The organism is Neisseria flava, assembly GCF_982712965.1.
Genome location: NZ_CEXQBZ010000016.1, coordinates 1 through 16,918, shown reverse-complemented (window position 1 = coordinate 16,918; position 16,918 = coordinate 1). Strand labels below are relative to the sequence as shown.

At 42.6% G+C, this 16,918-nt stretch carries 14 protein-coding genes and 1 riboswitch; of the genes, 4 read left to right on the top strand and 10 right to left on the bottom strand.

Annotated features, from left to right (window positions below; genetic code table 11):
- The first annotated feature begins 187 nt into the window (after positions 1-187).
- On the top strand, positions 188-1,231 hold the full coding sequence (gene argC / locus AC5M9B_RS01445) for an N-acetyl-gamma-glutamyl-phosphate reductase (RefSeq protein ID WP_146736945.1): 1,044 nt from the start codon (positions 188-190) through the stop codon (positions 1,229-1,231).
- Positions 1,232-1,327: 96 nt separating this feature from the next.
- Here argC and aroB read toward each other — a convergent pair whose 3' ends face one another.
- From aroB to pilM, 8 genes are all read right to left on the bottom strand, one after another.
- The gene (aroB, locus tag AC5M9B_RS01440; RefSeq protein WP_070654885.1) at positions 1,328-2,407 is read right to left on the bottom strand and encodes a 3-dehydroquinate synthase; all 1,080 of its coding nucleotides are present in this window, start codon (positions 2,405-2,407) and stop codon (positions 1,328-1,330) included.
- Between the two features lie 203 nt (positions 2,408-2,610).
- Positions 2,611-3,417, bottom strand: coding sequence for an integrase core domain-containing protein (locus AC5M9B_RS01435; RefSeq protein ID WP_487648129.1), 807 nt, complete (start codon positions 3,415-3,417; stop codon positions 2,611-2,613).
- Positions 3,418-3,490: 73 nt separating this feature from the next.
- The gene (locus AC5M9B_RS01430; RefSeq protein ID WP_244969483.1) at positions 3,491-4,027 is read right to left on the bottom strand and encodes a shikimate kinase; all 537 of its coding nucleotides are present in this window, start codon (positions 4,025-4,027) and stop codon (positions 3,491-3,493) included.
- A gap of 437 nt (positions 4,028-4,464) precedes the next feature.
- On the bottom strand, positions 4,465-6,600 hold the full coding sequence (locus AC5M9B_RS01425) for a type IV pilus secretin PilQ (RefSeq protein ID WP_070655368.1): 2,136 nt from the start codon (positions 6,598-6,600) through the stop codon (positions 4,465-4,467).
- Positions 6,601-6,618: 18 nt separating this feature from the next.
- A complete protein-coding gene (locus AC5M9B_RS01420) occupies positions 6,619-7,173 on the bottom strand; it encodes a pilus assembly protein PilP (RefSeq protein ID WP_070655369.1) in 555 nt (184 codons plus the stop codon).
- A 17-nt stretch (positions 7,174-7,190) separates the two neighbouring features.
- On the bottom strand, positions 7,191-7,877 hold the full coding sequence (locus AC5M9B_RS01415; RefSeq protein WP_019270411.1) for a type IV pilus inner membrane component PilO: 687 nt from the start codon (positions 7,875-7,877) through the stop codon (positions 7,191-7,193).
- Positions 7,878-8,492, bottom strand: coding sequence for a PilN domain-containing protein (locus AC5M9B_RS01410; protein WP_209283069.1), 615 nt, complete (start codon positions 8,490-8,492; stop codon positions 7,878-7,880).
- Position 8,493: 1 nt separating this feature from the next.
- On the bottom strand, positions 8,494-9,603 hold the full coding sequence (gene pilM / locus AC5M9B_RS01405; RefSeq protein WP_070655373.1) for a type IV pilus assembly protein PilM: 1,110 nt from the start codon (positions 9,601-9,603) through the stop codon (positions 8,494-8,496).
- A gap of 147 nt (positions 9,604-9,750) precedes the next feature.
- On the opposite strand from pilM, the gene AC5M9B_RS01400 reads away from it, so the two are divergent.
- A complete protein-coding gene (locus AC5M9B_RS01400) occupies positions 9,751-12,150 on the top strand; it encodes a penicillin-binding protein 1A (RefSeq protein ID WP_070655375.1) in 2,400 nt (799 codons plus the stop codon).
- Between the two features lie 682 nt (positions 12,151-12,832).
- Here AC5M9B_RS01400 and AC5M9B_RS01395 read toward each other — a convergent pair.
- Together AC5M9B_RS01395 and AC5M9B_RS01390 are read right to left on the bottom strand one after the other, a co-directional pair.
- Positions 12,833-14,281 (bottom strand): efflux transporter outer membrane subunit, encoded by a 1,449-nt coding sequence (locus AC5M9B_RS01395; RefSeq protein ID WP_070655377.1) that lies wholly within the window; start codon positions 14,279-14,281, stop codon positions 12,833-12,835.
- A gap of 50 nt (positions 14,282-14,331) precedes the next feature.
- Positions 14,332-14,826, bottom strand: coding sequence for a MarR family transcriptional regulator (locus AC5M9B_RS01390; protein ID WP_003743760.1), 495 nt, complete (start codon positions 14,824-14,826; stop codon positions 14,332-14,334).
- Between the two features lie 462 nt (positions 14,827-15,288).
- A riboswitch (PreQ1 riboswitch) is annotated at positions 15,289-15,333 on the top strand.
- Between the two features lie 4 nt (positions 15,334-15,337).
- Between AC5M9B_RS01390 and queF the strand changes: the two genes are divergently transcribed.
- Together queF and AC5M9B_RS01380 are read left to right on the top strand one after the other, a co-directional pair.
- The gene (queF, locus tag AC5M9B_RS01385) at positions 15,338-15,811 is read left to right on the top strand and encodes a preQ(1) synthase (RefSeq protein WP_070655379.1); all 474 of its coding nucleotides are present in this window, start codon (positions 15,338-15,340) and stop codon (positions 15,809-15,811) included.
- A gap of 75 nt (positions 15,812-15,886) precedes the next feature.
- Entirely contained in the window at positions 15,887-16,570 is a 684-nt protein-coding gene (locus tag AC5M9B_RS01380) for a 7-cyano-7-deazaguanine/7-aminomethyl-7-deazaguanine transporter (RefSeq protein ID WP_070655381.1), read from the top strand.
- Positions 16,571-16,918 lie beyond the last annotated feature (348 nt).

Sequence of the window (16,918 nt, the reverse complement as noted above, 5' to 3'; positions counted from 1 at the left end):
AAGGTGCTCATGAGAAATCCCCTAAATGTCTTGGTGGGAATTTAGGGGATTTTGGGGAATTTTGCAAAGGTCTCATAGTGGCTGTTTCCACTATACATCACCGTTCCTCTATAATGGACAACAGTATTTGAACGAAGTCGATACCGGCAAATCTGCCCACATCTAAAAATTACTCTTGGAGAAATTTATGAATTCGAAAATCAAAGTCGGCATCGTCGGTGCAACAGGTTACACCGGCGTAGAGCTTTTGCGGCTTCTCAGCAGTCATCCGAATATTGAAATTACAACGGTAACCAGCCGCAGCGAGTCAGGTAAAGCAGTTTCTGATTACTTTCCCAGTCTGAGGGGAATCTACGATCTGACCTTTCAAACACCCGAACACGCTGGTTTGGGAAAATGCGATGTTGTCTTTTTCGCCACCCCAAATGGAATCGCCATGAACGATGCTCCTCGTCTTTTGGAAAAAGGTATCCGCATCGTCGACTTATCCGCCGACTTTCGTATACAGAATATTTCCACATGGGAACATTGGTACAAAATGAAGCACACCAGCCCCGATATTGTTCCTCAAGCAGTGTATGGGTTAAGTGAATTAAACCGCGATGCCATCGCATCTGCACAAATCGTTGCCAACCCCGGCTGTTATCCGACCTGCGTTTCACTGCCTTTACTCCCCTTGCTGAAAGAAGGTCATCTGAAACCGCAGATGCCATTGATTGCGGACTGTAAATCAGGCGTATCCGGCGCAGGTCGGAAAGCCAATACCGGCTCGCTGCTTTGCGAGGCCGGGGATAATTTTAAAGCCTACGGCATTACGGGACACCGACACCAGCCCGAAATTCGGCAAACCATCGCCACATTGCAACCAGGAATTGCCGAACATTTCATCTTCGTTCCCCATCTGACACCCATGATCCGGGGTATGCACGCCACTTTATACCTGCATCTTGAAGACGGTTGCAATCCGGAAGCTGTTTTACACGAATTTTATCGGGACAGTCCTTTTGTGGACATCATGCCTGCCGGTTCAACACCAGAAACCCGCAGCGTGCGCGGTGCAAACCTTTGCCGTATCAGCATCCAAAAATCTTCGTCTGACAATGTATGGATCGCTCTATCCGTCATCGACAACTTAGTTAAAGGGGCAGCAGGACAAGCTGTTCAGAATATGAATATCATGTTCGGCTTTAATGAAAAACTCGGTTTGATACAAACTCCACTCCTACCTTAATCATATGAAAAGGTCGTCTGAAAACTTTTCAGACGACCTTCTCTATTTTGACTCATGCGACAATGAATATGCACAGCACATTTACTGGAATGCGCATTACAAATACGGCTGCAAAGTCCGCTTTAAAATATCAATATCGCTAACTTCAGTAATATTGGCTTCCCCCAAACGGTTCAGCCCGATAAAACGCATCACGCCGCTACTGACCTTTTTGTCATGGCTCATATGGCTAATCCATTTTTCAAACGGGAATTTAGGCGGCAATGACGGCAATCCTGCGGCCTCCATTAAAACAGCGATTCGACGTGTGTCCGCATCGGAAATTTTACCCAATTCTTCGGATAATCTACCTGCCAGCACGCAACCCGCTGCCACTGCCTCACCATGCAACCATACTCCGTAACCCATTTCCGCCTCGATGGCGTGTCCGAAAGTATGGCCAAGATTAAGCCACGCGCGGATACCTTGTTCGGTTTCATCTTTGACAACAATGTCGGCTTTCATTTTGCAGCAGTGATATACCGCCTGCGTCAATTTCTCTTGGTTTTGCGCCATCAAATCCGCAACATTTTGTTCCAACCACTCAAAGAAATCAACATCGCCAAGCGCACCATATTTAATAACTTCCGCCATACCTGCCGATAATTCTCGGCGCGGCAAGGTCTTCAATGTTTCCAAATCAGCCAAGACCGCCTGCGGTTGGTAAAACGCACCAATCATATTTTTTCCAAGCGGATGGTTGATGCCCGTCTTCCCACCTACTGATGAATCCACTTGACTCAACAGAGTTGTCGGGATTTGGATAAACGGCGCACCTCGCTGGTACGTTGCAGCGGCAAAGCCGACCATATCGCCGATTACCCCGCCACCCAATGCAATTAGTGTGGTTTTCCGTTCGGCCCTGTTTTCCATCAATCCGTCAAAAATAAGGTTCAATGTCTGCCAGTTTTTATATTTTTCGCCATCCGGCAAGATAATGCTGAAATGCCTGATACCGATTCTGTCCAAACTCATTTGAAGACTTTTCAGATATAAAGGCGCAACAGTCTCGTTGGTTATGATTGCGGCCGTTTTATTCAAATAAGGCTCAAGTAAACTATCAGCCTGACCGATAAGATCGTACCCGATAAAAATAGGATATTGATGAGACGGAGTTTGAACAGTCAAAGTACGCATAGGAGAAGACTCCTTGTCAAAATAAATCATGTGGGAACAACGCAAAATAATATACGCTTGCCGCTCCGTTGAAAACTGACTAGATGATAAAGAACGTTTTATCAAGCAAAACCAATAGGGCTGCAAGCGTATAACTAAAGGTCATCTGAAACCGTTTTTATTACATTTCAGACGACCTAATCTGTAGAAAAACATCGCGTTGTTTACACCACAGGTTGAGAAAAATAAGCCTGCAAGACCTCAAACGGCGTATCGCCGTTCAAACTGCGGTGCGGCTTCACAGTGTTATAGAAATTAACAAAGCGGCACAACTCCTTTCGCCGGTGTTCAGGACTGTCAAACAACTGTTTCTCATGCCACATCTCCATCAGGGTGCGGATAACACGTTCCGCCTTACCGTTGGTCTGTGGACGGGCAACCCGGGTAAACTTTTGACCAATCCCGTTCTCATAACAGGCTACACCAAAAGCATGGTTGGCCGAGCCTTTATATTCCGTACCGTTGTCGGAGTAAACGCACTCAATCAGATATGGGCAGGGATCAATCAGGTGTTCGGTCAGAAACTTGGCGGCACTGTCTGCGGTTTTGTCCGGTAAAATGGCGGCGTATAGCGCCCCTGAGAAATCGTCGATGGCGACAAACAGGTAATCCCGCTTATCGGTGGCTTTCTGCCCTTTGAGCAGCGGCAGCCGTTTGGTATCGAGATGTACCGGCTCTCCGGGGTAGGATTTATTGTAGCGTTTGGCCTGCTTTTTGAGTTTTTCCTGAATGCCGCGTTCTACCTTGGCCAGGCGTTTCATTCCGTACTTAGCCTGTTTGAAACGGTTGTTGGTACTGGTTTGGGGTTTGAGCAGTCTGCCTCTTGCGGCTTTAAGGGCGCGGTAAATGGTGACGCGGCTGACTTGGTAGCGGCGTGCCAGGGAGGTGATGCTTTCCTTCCCCTGCGTGTAGGCCAGCCAAATGGCTTGGCGGTGGTGCGGGGTGAGACGTGTATTTTTGTGTATGTTCATGTTTCAGTATTCTCCTGGAAATACTGTAAACAACGCTACTGGTTTCTACACCTAATCAACAAAGGCAACACCTTCAATCATCATATTCAATGAATTGCTGCCCATCCAAACATTCAACCAATTTTCGAAGGGTTTTAGCACAACTCTCCGACTCTATAACGCTATGCGCGGTCTCACGATAAATCGGATCTCGAACCGTATACAATTCACGTAATTTCTTTAAAGGATCGTCCGTTTTTAAAAGCGGGCGGCTGCTATCATAACGTGTACGCTCCAACAGCACTTCAGGTAATGCATGCAAATAAACCACCGTACCATGCTCACGCAAGAAACGTCGGTTTTCTTCACGCAAAACCGAGCCACCTCCCGTCGACAACACAATGCCGTTTAATGCCGACAGCTTTTTCAGCATCAAAGTCTCACGGTGTCGGAATCCTTCCTCTCCCTCCATCTCGAAAATAGTGGAAATAGAAACACCTGACGCTGAGCAAATTTCCAAATCACTATCATAAAACGGGCAATCGTACATTTGAGCAAACTGCCTTCCCAGCGTTGTTTTTCCTGCTCCCATCAATCCGATGAGAATTAAATTACCATTGAGCTTTTCCATGAAGGTGTTCATCCGATACAAGATTTATGAATACTGCCGAGCATGCGTTGGTGCTTATTTATACTTAGTTTCCAACAGTACCGATTATATCGTGTTTACTCCTGCTTACCTAAGACCATGGATGGCATTAAAGATTAAAGTGATGTTTTCAGACGACCTCTCTATAGTAATAGCAGCTTCATTCCCACTCATTTGTCACAAACAATTTAGAATGAAAGCAGCCCTCAGTGTATAAAAAACTCAATATCTCTTACTATGTGGCGAAGTCTAGATTGAACTCTTCAATAAATAGAAATACATCATCGAATATAGCTATTACCATTTATGGATATTTCACCATATTCCTTCCGAAATAAACAAAAATCCCTAAAATTCCCTATCTAATTTGTGCCAATTAAAAAGGCATATACTCTTCCGAGTATATGCCTTTTCCAATTTTAGTAGCGGAGATTGCTGCCTACACCATCCATAATTCGCGGAGTGATGAAAACCAGCAATTCACGACGCTCTTCTTTTTTCGCACGGGATTTGAACAAATTGCCTACCACTGGCAAATCGCCCAATAATGGTACTTTGTTAATCGTATCGCTATTATCTTCTTCATAGATACCGCCAACAATCAACGTGCCACCATCTTCAACCATTGCCTGAGTATTCAGGTTTTTAGTCTGAATACATTTGGTAATCAAAGAGTCCACTGTACAGTCTTGCGGCGTATCTTTGGTAATTTTTACAGTCATGATAACTTGACCATCAGGCGTTACATTCGGCGTTACCGTTAAGCCCAACACGGCTTTTTTGAACGAAACCGAAGTTGCACCACTGGAAGAAGCCTCCTGATACGGAATTTCAGTACCGGACTCAATAGTAGCCTCTCTACGGTCTTGAGTCAGGACACGCGGATTAGAAATGGTCTTACTTTTACCAGTAGCTTCCGAAGCAGAAATTTCCAAACCCAATGCACCTGATGACAAAGCTCGTACTAGAGCAATATTATTAGTCGCTGCTGCTGCAGGCAGGCTAATATTCGGTTGTAAAGACCATGTACGGTAATTAGCATCACCTCGCAAAACAGCTGAATTAGTATTATGGTTATCTTGCGCATTACTCCAAGAGTTACCCCAAGCGTTGCGTCCTTTGGAACCTGCGACACCGAATTTCACCCCCAAATCACGTGAAAAACCGTCTTTTGCTTCAACAATACGGGCTTCAACCATGACTTGACGAGTCGGTACATCCAACTCCTCAATCAACTTACGGAATTTTTCTACAACATTTCGATTATCTGTAATAATCAAAGTATTCGTTGCAGGATCAATCAGCGCACTACCACGGCCACTCAACAAGGTATTTCTACCATTGGAGTTTCCACTATTGTTGTCGTCCAAACGTAAAATTTTACGAAACTCTTCTACATTCTTGTATTTTAATTGGAAGGTTTGGGAATATAAAGGCCCCAATTCGGCAATTTCTTTCTCTGCCTGTAAGAAAGCCTTATCTTTGGCCAACAATTCATCACGAGGTGCAATATTGATGATATTTCCTTGTCGGCGCATATCCAAATTACGCGCCTGCATAACCAAATCCAAAGCCTGATCCCAAGGCACATCTTTCAAAGAAAGTGTCATTTTGCCATTCACGGAATCACTGGCCACGATATTAACCCCGGACTCCTTCGCAAGGATTTGCAAAATGGTACGCACCTCAATATCTTGAAAATCCAGGGAAATTTTACGGCCGCGGAAAGATTTGTTTGGATTTGCATTCAACCCACTTGATTCCGTACTAGCGGACTTAGGCATTACTTCAAAAGCAAATTGACCATTTGCAGCTTTGGTATTGAAATCCCAATTGCCATTATTGCGAATAATGAGTTGGGCATCATTTCCAATACGTTTTAACGTAATATTTTTAACCGGTGTACTGAAATCTGCAACATCCAAACTGCGTTGCGCTTGTGTTGGCAACGGATAATTTTTCAGAGTAATAATCACCCGATCACGTTGTTGCTTCACTTCAGGTTTGCCTGTGAAAGCAGGCGCATTCAATTCCACAATACCTGAGTTATGTGCACCTTTCCTGAAGTCAATATTAGCTGAATTTACCGTTTGTTTAACTGTTTCAGACGAGCTTGCCTTCTGACGTGCATTTGCATTATTTGAAATAGCCGTAGAAGTTTCGGTTCGATCAGATGATTCTGTAACGAATACCCATACTTCATTACCATGGACTTCGGTATTATATTGCGCTGCTTTATTCAATCCCAAAACAATGCGAGATCGGTCATTATTCTGAGCCGCAGTAATTTGATTTAACAAAGGATCTGCGTATTCCAATACAGGTTGAGCCAATTGAATATTTGTTTTGGCAAAATCCAAGGCAATTCGGGACGGGGTGGATGTAACAAAGCCGCTCGGGCTAATCACATCCCGGTCAAAACGTATTTTGATAATTTTTTGACTATCCGGCAAAGTTGATACATTAATATCAGTAATATTACCTGCCAACGCAATTTGTGCTGCCGCAATCATACTGATGCCGGCAAATAATTTCGTCATATTCTTAGTTTTCATGAAGTGAGACCCCTTAAATTAGTTTGAATTCGTTGCTAAAGCATTACCGACATCATTTGAACTGTTTTCAGCATTATTGCTTAATGGCAATTCCGCCTTTCGATAAATCCAATTGCCCGAACTATCCTCAACCAATTCTGTCAAAACAATCAAATCATCAGTAATGCTTTGGATTTTTCCATAATTTTGTCCGATATAGTTCCCCGGATAAACTGTATAGACATGTCCATTTACATCAATAAAACCGGCAGTTTTACTGCCATTGCTCAGCATCCCTACGTACCGCATATTTTCTAAACTGAATGCTTCCAATGCTTCTTTTGGACGATTAGGATTCGGGGCGTTACTACCTTTAGGTGCATTATCCAACCGTCGAAAATCGAATGCATTTAAACCACCATAAGCCGGTGGATTATAAACAGCCGGAGGGTTCACTACCGGAGCCTCAAATGGAATAATATGAGACTTAGCATCCTGACGTGTCTTAGTCATCCACTCATTCAAATCGTCATATGCCGGTGTACACCCCGTCAATGACAGGATACTTGTAAGTAAGAAAATTTTATTTTTCATGATTTTCCTATCATTTATTATTTTTGTTCAGAATTGGCTTGGCCATTTTCTGAATCCCCCTGTGCCTGACTCTGCTGAGCGGCCAGTTCTGCTGCTACTTCATCTGATGGGCGGGCTTTATACGTCGTCGCAATTGCTCTGAGTGTTAAAGTATCGTTTTTACTATCTTTGCTATTTTTACCATCTGAAACATGCGATATTTTTAACGACTCCAATGTAATAATCCGCGATAACCCACCAACATCTCTAGCAAATTGGTTAATCTGATTATATTTGCCCGTAATCGATATTTCATAAGGCAACTTCTGTATCGGCCCATCATTGACCGGAACCTGTGGAACTACACTATCTAAGCGAAGACCGTTTGCTGAACCTGCCTGGTGCAGTTCTTGAATCAAAGTAGGAATTTCAGCATCAGTCGGTAGCTGTTTTAACAAGATGTCAAATGAAGAACGAATAGATGTTAATTCAGCTTTCAAGTTATCCAAACTTGCAGCCTCAATACTCTTTTTCGTATATGTTTCCTTTAACTCTGCCTCCTTTGCCTCTTGGGTTGAAAGTGTTTCCAGCTGATCACGAAATACTATTCCATAGCCAACTGCCAATACTCCTGCAACTGCTAATGCAGCTAATACAAACTTTGCAGCAGGATTCAACAAATATAAATTCTGAATATCCAAATTTTTTAATTTTGCTGAGGCCATTTACTTTTCCTCCCCGTTCTGTGCTTTCGTCGAATCATCATTAATTGTTTCTCTCTCCGACTTGACTGGAATACTCGCAGAACCAATCATAGATTTAATATTAAACTCTTGATAATTATCAATTTTCTTAATTTCCAAAAGTTCTGGCTGCATAAAAATACCTGTACTTGGCAAAGACCGCATAAACATGGCAATTTTATTATCGCTAATCGCTCGACCTGTAATCTTATAAGAAGTCGGATTTTCTGCATCAAGAGAAGTGATATAAGTATTATCTGGAATAACCACATTCAAACTATCGATGATATATGCAGCTTGGGAACGTTTTTCTTGCAACTCCTCAACTTTTTGCTTTTTAGCCAAGAAGTTTTCTTTTTCCTGCTGTAATTTTTTTATTTCTCCTAAATCATTATCCAACTTGGTAATTTCTGCTTCCAAAAATGCATTCCTACTTTCTTGATCACTAATAGCATTAGTGATCGCTAAATAAGCTATTGCAGATAAACCAACTCCTATTAATAACGAAGAAAGCATCAAAATTTTAAATTGCTGTCTTTTACGTTGCTTAATTTCTTCTCTATATGGAAGAAGGTTAATTTTAATTAATTCAGTCATATTACAATCCCCTTAATGCTAATCCAAATGCAAGTGTCAAAGCAGAAGCATCAACTTGTAACTGTGACAAATCGACCTTACCGCCTCGCTCCACATATGTAACTGGCTGAATACATTGTGTTGCTGTATTTGTCTGCGAAAAAATGCTTTCAGCCAAACCAGTCTGTTGCGATGCAGAGCCAGTTAATAAAATATGCTTCACATTTGAAAAAGCATCTGTCGGCTGTGTTGTGTAATAAAACTGTAATACTCTTTGCACTTCCTGAGCCACTTGAACATTAAAACGGTCTGCAATTTGTGTTTGATAATCAGTTGGTTTACTCGTAGATACCATCATTTGGGCAGCTTTTTCTTCCGTAACCTGATATGTACGTTGAATCAACTGGTTCAATTGCTCAGTACTTACAGGCATTTCCTGCTTGTATAAAATTTGCCCATTCTGAATAATTAACGCATACATCTGTGTTGCATAAATTCCAAATATAGCAACTTTTTCATTTGTTAATTCAGGAGCGTACTGGTTAATCCAAAATACGAAGGCATTACGCTGCGCTAATAAATCCAAATCTAACGCCGATAAGGACAATCCTGCCCCCTCAAACATTTCGATCATAGGTTCAACGTCATCCTTACGCGCTGCAACCGTCAAAATCTGCTGCCCTGCCGGAATAACAGACGTACCGACGACCTGATAATCATAATTTATTTCATCGATAGGTCCGATTGAGGAGATTTCGGATTCTGCAAATTCATCCAAATCCAACTCAGTATCCTTTTGTGAATAAACCACTTGCTCAATCGTCGCCAATCCTTGAGGGATAGCTGCAATAATACTCTTACAAGAACTGCGCAATTGCGAATATGCATGTTGCAAATAAGTGACAAGTTGGTCGTAGTCTTGAATTTTGTTACCTTTTACAATATTTTTAGGTAATTTAGTAATAACGTATTTTTCCAACTGAATTTGGTTTAAACTACGCCCTGACAGCTGAACCATCTTGATGGCATGCTGACTAATATCGATGCCGATGGCAGAACGGTTGCTTAACCCTGAAGAGGACTTTCCAGCCTTACTAGTTGTATTTTTAGGGTTTTTTGATAAGCCAATCATAAGATTTCCCTGTATTATTTAGGAGTGAGTAACTGTTTTGATATCCGTAAAGGACTTGCTCTTTACACGAGAAATGCCGTGTTTTATTGAAATCGACATCTATTTTACTTTATTTAATACCAATAATGGCAAAATTATTACCTAGTCATGATTAAAAAGATTATAACAACCTGTATCGGTTTGATGTTGGGCCTAGCAATTTTTACTACTGGATTGATTGCTATAGCAATTTTAGTAACCTACCCAAAACTTCCTCCCTTAGACTCCTTACAACACTACCAACCCAAAATGCCATTAACTATTTACTCGGCAGATGGGCAAATTATTGGCGTCTATGGTGAGCAACGGCGTGAATTTACCAAAATCAACGATTTCCCCGATATTCTCAAGAACGCGGTTATTGCCGCAGAAGACAAACGCTTTTACGAACATTGGGGAGTAGATGTTTGGGGTATTGCTCGAGCAGCGATTAGTAATATCGTTGCAGGAGGCGTTCAATCTGGTGCAAGCACTATCACTCAACAAGTTGCCAAAAACTTCTATTTAAGCAGTGAACGTACATTTACCCGAAAATTTAACGAAGCACTTTTAGCCTATAAAATTGAACAATCCTTGAGCAAGGATAAGATTTTAGAGCTATATTTCAACCAGATTTACTTGGGACAACGCGCTTATGGGTTTGCTTCGGCAGCGCAGATTTATTTCAATAAAAATGTTAAAGATTTGACTTTGGCCGAGGCTGCCATGTTGGCCGGACTACCTAAGGCACCTTCTGCATACAATCCCATTGTGAATCCAGAACGCGCCAAACTGCGACAAACTTATATCCTGAATAATATGCTAGAAGAAGGGATGATTACTTCTCAGCAACGTGACGACGCATTAAAAGAAGAATTACATTACGAGCGGTTTGTACAAAAAATTGATCAAAACGCGTTGTATGTAGCAGAAATGGTTCGTCAAGAACTATATGAAAAATATGGTGAAGAAGCCTACACTCAAGGCTTTCATGTTTATACAACCGTAAATACCGCAAATCAGCGTGTTGCTACCGAAGCATTGCGTAAGGTCTTAAGAAACTTTGACCGAGGCAGTAGCTACAGAGGAGCGGAAAACTACATTGACCTCAGCAAAACAGATGATGTTGAAGAAACAGTCAGCCAATATTTATCTACTTTATATACTGTGGATAAAATGGTTCCTGCAGTTGTCTTAGAAGCCTCTCGAAAAGCGGTACAAATCCAACTACCCAACGGTCGTAAAATTACCCTTGACACTAAATCGTTAGGTTTTGCAGCTAAAGCAGTTAATAATGAAAAGATGGGGGAAGACCGTATCCGACGCGGTTCAGTCATCAGAGTAAAAAATATTGGCAATGGCTGGACCGTTGTACAAGAACCTTTACTACAAGGTGCACTTGTTTCTTTAGATGCCAAAACCGGGGCTGTTCAAGCATTAGTTGGTGGCTATGACTACCATAGCAAAACTTTTAACCGTGCAACTCAGGCAATGCGCCAACCTGGTTCAACATTCAAGCCTTTTGTATATTCCGCTGCATTAGCTAAAGGCATGACAGCCTCAACCATGATCAATGATGCCCCAATATCCCTACCAGGAAAAGGAGCAAATGGTAGCGTGTGGTCACCCAAAAATTCAGATGGGCGTTATTCTGGTTATATTACATTGCGCCAAGCATTAACCGCATCGAAAAATATGGTTTCTATCCGCATCCTGATGTCTATCGGAATTGGATATACCCAGCAATATGCCCAACGTTTTGGTTTCAAACCGTCTGAACTTCCCGCAAGTTTATCAATGGCTTTAGGTACTGGAGAAACCACTCCACTCCGTATTGCAGAAGCATATAGTGTTTTTGCTAATGGCGGATATAAAATCTCAGCTTATGTGATTGACAAAATCTACGATAGCCAAGGTCGTCTGAAAGCACAGATGCAACCCTTAATTGCCGGAGAAAATGCTCCTCAGGCGATTGACCCTCGAAACGCATATATCATGTATAAAATTATGCAAGATGTAGTTCGTGCAGGTACTGCTCGAGGTGCATCAGCATTAGGTCGAAGCGATATTGCCGGAAAAACCGGAACAACCAATGACAACAAAGATGCATGGTTTGTCGGTTTCAATCCTAAAGTGGTAACTGCTGTTTATGTTGGTTTTGACAAGCCCCGCAGCATGGGGCGTGCCGGCTACGGTGGTACGATTGCAGTTCCAGTCTGGGTAGATTATATGCGTTACGCCCTCAAAGGCACTGAAAACAAAGGCATGAAGGCACCTGAAGGCATAGTTTCTAATGGTGGTGAGTATTATATGAAGGAACGACTGACTACCAGCTCCGATTTAGCCTTAGAAAACGGTGGAGTAGCACCACACCCGACCACTCAACCATCTAGACGTACTCGTCAACCTTCTGACAATAATATGTCTGATACCCAAAACTCTAGCCGCCCTGGGCGCCAAGAGTTACAAGAGGAACCGGTTTTGCCAAGCAATACCGGCAATAATAAACAGTTAGACTCTTTATTCTAAAACCAAAATTTTAAATTATTGAAAATAAAGCGGTCTTGCTATTAAAGCAGCAAGACCGCTTTATTTTAACCAACCTTCTAATTAATACATACCGTACCCTACGCCAATAAACCAATAGCTGCTCAGAATATCTTATTCAAATACTAATAAAATCAATTAGATACTTAATATTTTCATCTTTTACTTTGGCCTTCACTCGAATCTAAAAAATAATTTTCATATCTTTCAGAAAGTTATCTTGAATTTAAAAATTTGTTATTGATAATAATTACTATTATTATATAATAGTAATCACTCGGATGCCGTCCTGCTTCGAGTCATTAAACAACGACCCCCTTCATTTTCTTATCTCATCGGAGTGCGCATATACGAGACATACTGTTCCCCTTATATCAGATACTCAAAACCGAAAAACACAAAACCCGCTACTTTTTAAGTAACGGGTTTTGTGTTTTTCTCAACAAAACATCATTTGAAACCTAGTCATCGCTCCTAAACAGTCAGCCCCTATTATTCAAATACACCAAAGGGAAAACTAAAATAGTAAATTGATTGAGGATCATATTGGCATTTCTATAAAACTTTCTTTACATTCCCTAATTGTTACTAGTCCACTTATACCCTATCAGCAATCAACAGAGAGCAAAATGGCAGCTTGATTAACAAGCCGCCATTGTTTTCCTCAGCGTACTTTTTTACCTGTACTTTTTTTTGAGACATTTCGTCCCAAAGGCTCAAGCTTAAACCCTCCGCCCAATTGGGTATTTAAATTACTCCATGCAATCAATGACTCGGCTTGATATTGTGCTTTCTGCATTTTTAATTGGAGAAGTTCGTTCTGTTTTTGTAGAGCAGATAGACCATTATCTAATCCCGCATTGACACGACTATTCGCGTTACGGACTGTTTTTTCAGCAGTTTCCTGCATTTTTTCCCAAACGCTTTGTCGTTTCTGCATATTTTGATAGTCAACAACTGCATCAGCAGCAGCACGCATAGCATTTAAAACAGTACGGTCATAAAGAGCTACCTGTTCGTTATATTCAGCACGCCGCCCTGCCAACTTAGATTGTAATGCTCCTGAAGTAAAAATTGGCAGATTTAAGGCAGGAAGTACACCAATCATACCCGATGTGCGTCCTCGTACAACATTAAAAGCATCAATATGTGCCAGACCTGCCAAAACTTTGAGTTCTATATTTGGGTAAAACTCAGCTTCTGTTGCTTTGACCGTATTGAACCGAGATTCCAACATAGCTTTTTGTGCAGCAATATCCGGGCGGGCACCCAATAAATCTGCATGAATTTTATTGACTGGAACAACGGGAACTGCTGCCATTTTTTCAGGCATATACAAAGATAAACCGTCAGGGGTTGTCCCGCTTAATATTGCTAAAGCATGACGCACTTTAGCAATTCGGCGCTCTAACTCCAGCTTTTCCAACTGCATACTTTGCTGTTGCATTTCAACCGGATAAAGCGATTCTGCAGAAGCTAGGCGGGCATTAATCCTTCTGCGTATCAGTTGCTGCATTTTGTCTGCAGTTTCCATACGCTCAGATAATAGATTTTGTTGTATTAACAACATCTGCCATGTGAAATATTGTGATGCAACCGCATTGGCGATATCAATGCGCGTTTGATGAGCCTCATACAGAATGGCCTTGCGCTTTCCTAATATGGACGCGGCCTGTTTCCGGTTCTTGCCCCAAAAGTCAAACGACCAAGTACCCTGTAAAGCAGTATTTGCCAATAATAAGGTATGGTCAGTATCAATATGACCGGATGAAGGCTTAGGAGCAACATATGCTCCTGCCCCTCGCGCGGACAACCCGATTTGCATTTTGTTTGCGGCTTCAGTTATTCCCAGCTGCGCTTGTGCTTGTTCGAAGCGCGCCTTAGCAATACGCAAATCGGGAGCATTACGGATAGAGAGTGCAACTAATTGGTTAAGTTTTTGGTCGTTCAGTTGCATCCACCACGCATCTTGAACCATGGCTGCAGACTTACCTTCAGATAGCCCGTAATTGGTAGGTTCTTCCAAAGGAGCCTGTTTACCGAATTGAGCGCAGGCAGAAAGTAGAATGGCGGTAGCGATACAGATTCCCTGTTTGTAGGGATTGGCTTTCATGGAATACTCCGTTTTATCATCGGTATCCGCCACATCCTGCATCCGCTTTATCAGCCCTCCAGCCGGCGCAGCAGCTTACCCAACAAATATTGCAACTGGTTGTAATCTTCATCGGTGAAATCTTTCCAAGCCTCTTGGCTCGTACTGGAAACCTGCGGCCATACTTTTTGGATAAAAACCTCACCTTCGGGGGTCAATTTTAGCACAATCTGACGGCGGTCCTGCTGGTTGATATAGCGTGCAACCCAGCCTCGGCTAACCATTTCGTCCGACAATCGGGTTGCACTGGTGCGGGTCAGATCCATCAAATCACTCAAGCGTGATGGCAAAATTTCACTGTTCGGGCTGACGTAAACCGCCATCAAGGCAAACCAGAGGTTTTCATTGATGCCATATACTTTCAGATTGTCATTCAGATGCGAACTGAGGCGTTCGGTTACGACTCGCAACATCCGTCCAGCCCTGGTCTGCTGCTCGGAAAATTGAGGCAGGCGGTCAGATAGGGTTTTTAATGCCGTGGTCAAATCGGTTTGTGAAAAACTCATGGTTTATTCCTCTTAATTACCAACTTCAATCGCTGCGCCCTTCGGACGAGGGCAACGATGAAAAAATCATTGAATCAAAATACCAAATATTTATTTTATGTGAACATACTAATCTAATTGACTATTCTTCTGATGAAAATCTGACAATCGGTTAAAGTTAATAACGAGTGGTACTTTTTATGCATAAAACATTATTTGCATTCGAGCGAACTACCCATTTTTGTCTTCCATCAAACCGACTCTTAGAACTTTCAAACATCTGCTTAGTTCTTACCACATAGCCTCATTTACCCGCAATTGACAGAAATAAGCTGAAAATAAAGCAATCATTTGAAAAATTACATTTTTAATCATTTTTTAAAATTGCGTTTACAATTCAAATCGTTTAATTGCGAATATCTTCAGACGATCCCCGATGCTGCATAAAGGTTACACATCACCCCTGCCTTATATTACAATCCGCCCTTCGTGGTTCGAAAACCTCCCACATTAAAAAACTAAGGAAACCCTCATGTCCCGCAACACTGAAGAGCTGCAAGGCATCTCGCTTTTGGGCAATCAAAAAACCCAATATCCGACCGGCTACGCCCCCGAAATTCTCGAAGCATTCGACAACAAACATCCCGACAACGACTATTTCGTCAAGTTCGTCTGTCCCGAATTCACCAGCCTCTGCCCCATGACCGGGCAGCCCGACTTTGCCACCATCTACATCCGCTATATCCCGCATATCAAAATGGTGGAAAGCAAGTCCCTGAAACTCTACCTATTCAGCTTCCGCAACCACGGCGATTTCCATGAAGACTGCGTCAACATCATCATGAAAGACCTGATTGCCCTGATGGATCCGAAATACATCGAAGTTTTCGGCGAATTCACACCGCGCGGCGGCATCGCCATTCATCCCTTTGCCAATTACGGCAAAGCAGGTACCGAGTTTGAAACACTGGCACGCAAACGCCTGTTCGAACACAACAGCCAATAATCCATCCCCTTTTACGCATTTTCAGACGACCTTTTTCATGAAAAGGTTGTCTGAAAGCCTTTCCGAAAGATTTCCATGTACGAATTTACAACAGCGCAACAACAGAAGGCACTCTTCTGGCTGGTGCTTTTCCATATCCTCATCATCGCCGCGAGCAACTATCTGGTGCAGTTTCCCTTCCAAATTTTCGGCATCCACACCACTTGGGGCGCGTTTTCCTTCCCCTTCATCTTCCTTGCCACCGACCTGACCGTCCGCATTTTCGGTTCGCACTTGGCACGGCGGATTATCTTTTGGGTCATGTTCCCCGCCCTTTTGCTTTCCTACATCTTTTCCGTTTTGTTCCACGACGGCAGTTGGACAGGCTTAGGCGCGCTGTCCGAATTCAACACCTTTGTCGGACGCATCGCCTTAGCCAGCTTTGCCGCTTACGCACTCGGACAAATCCTTGATATTTTTGTGTTCAACAAATTACGTCGTCTGAAAGCGTGGTGGATCGCCCCGACCGCATCAACCGTCATCGGCAACGCCTTGGATACGTTGGTATTTTTCGCCATTGCCTTTTACGCCAGCAGCGATGAATTTATGGCGGCAAACTGGCAGGGCATCGCATTTGTCGATTATCTGTTCAAACTCACCATCTGCACCCTCTTCTTCCTGCCGGCCTACGGCGTGATTTTGAATATCTTGACGAAGAAGCTGACTGCACTGCATCCTGCTCCCCTCGCCAAACAGACGGTTTCTTTACAAGAAAACTGAAAGGAACGCTAAAAACTGCGTACCCGTATCAAAAAAAGGTCGTCTGAAACCTCAAATTCGGTTTCAGACGACCTTTTTTTGATAACAAGTCTCTTATGGCAATCACACAACATAACACATGAAATAAAAACATTACCTGCCGCTCTTGCTCAAAAACGAATGTACTCCCTCACCGCCATGAAGGCATGTTTCAAAATGACAGCAAATACATATCTCTAAATCTCTTTTGCAGAAATACCGTCCTGATATTTCCGTTTCAATTTCCTATCAATTTATAGTGGATTAACTTTAAATCAGGACAAGGCGACGAAGCCGCAGACAGTACAGATAGTACGGAACCGATTCACT

What these genes read in the sequence shown, in the direction of transcription:
- argC (WP_146736945.1), top strand. Translation starts at nt 188, where the DNA reads ATGAATTCGAAAATCAAAGTCGGCATCGTCGGTGCAACAGGTTACACC.
- aroB (WP_070654885.1), bottom strand. Translation starts at nt 2,407, where the DNA reads ATGCGTACTTTGACTGTTCAAACTCCGTCTCATCAATATCCTATTTTT.
- AC5M9B_RS01435 (WP_487648129.1), bottom strand. Translation starts at nt 3,417, where the DNA reads ATGAACATACACAAAAATACACGTCTCACCCCGCACCACCGCCAAGCC.
- AC5M9B_RS01430 (WP_244969483.1), bottom strand. Translation starts at nt 4,027, where the DNA reads ATGGAAAAGCTCAATGGTAATTTAATTCTCATCGGATTGATGGGAGCA.
- AC5M9B_RS01425 (WP_070655368.1), bottom strand. Translation starts at nt 6,600, where the DNA reads ATGAAAACTAAGAATATGACGAAATTATTTGCCGGCATCAGTATGATT.
- AC5M9B_RS01420 (WP_070655369.1), bottom strand. Translation starts at nt 7,173, where the DNA reads ATGAAAAATAAAATTTTCTTACTTACAAGTATCCTGTCATTGACGGGG.
- AC5M9B_RS01415 (WP_019270411.1), bottom strand. Translation starts at nt 7,877, where the DNA reads ATGGCCTCAGCAAAATTAAAAAATTTGGATATTCAGAATTTATATTTG.
- AC5M9B_RS01410 (WP_209283069.1), bottom strand. Translation starts at nt 8,492, where the DNA reads ATGACTGAATTAATTAAAATTAACCTTCTTCCATATAGAGAAGAAATT.
- pilM (WP_070655373.1), bottom strand. Translation starts at nt 9,603, where the DNA reads ATGATTGGCTTATCAAAAAACCCTAAAAATACAACTAGTAAGGCTGGA.
- AC5M9B_RS01400 (WP_070655375.1), top strand. Translation starts at nt 9,751, where the DNA reads ATGATTAAAAAGATTATAACAACCTGTATCGGTTTGATGTTGGGCCTA.
- AC5M9B_RS01395 (WP_070655377.1), bottom strand. Translation starts at nt 14,281, where the DNA reads ATGAAAGCCAATCCCTACAAACAGGGAATCTGTATCGCTACCGCCATT.
- AC5M9B_RS01390 (WP_003743760.1), bottom strand. Translation starts at nt 14,826, where the DNA reads ATGAGTTTTTCACAAACCGATTTGACCACGGCATTAAAAACCCTATCT.
- queF (WP_070655379.1), top strand. Translation starts at nt 15,338, where the DNA reads ATGTCCCGCAACACTGAAGAGCTGCAAGGCATCTCGCTTTTGGGCAAT.
- AC5M9B_RS01380 (WP_070655381.1), top strand. Translation starts at nt 15,887, where the DNA reads ATGTACGAATTTACAACAGCGCAACAACAGAAGGCACTCTTCTGGCTG.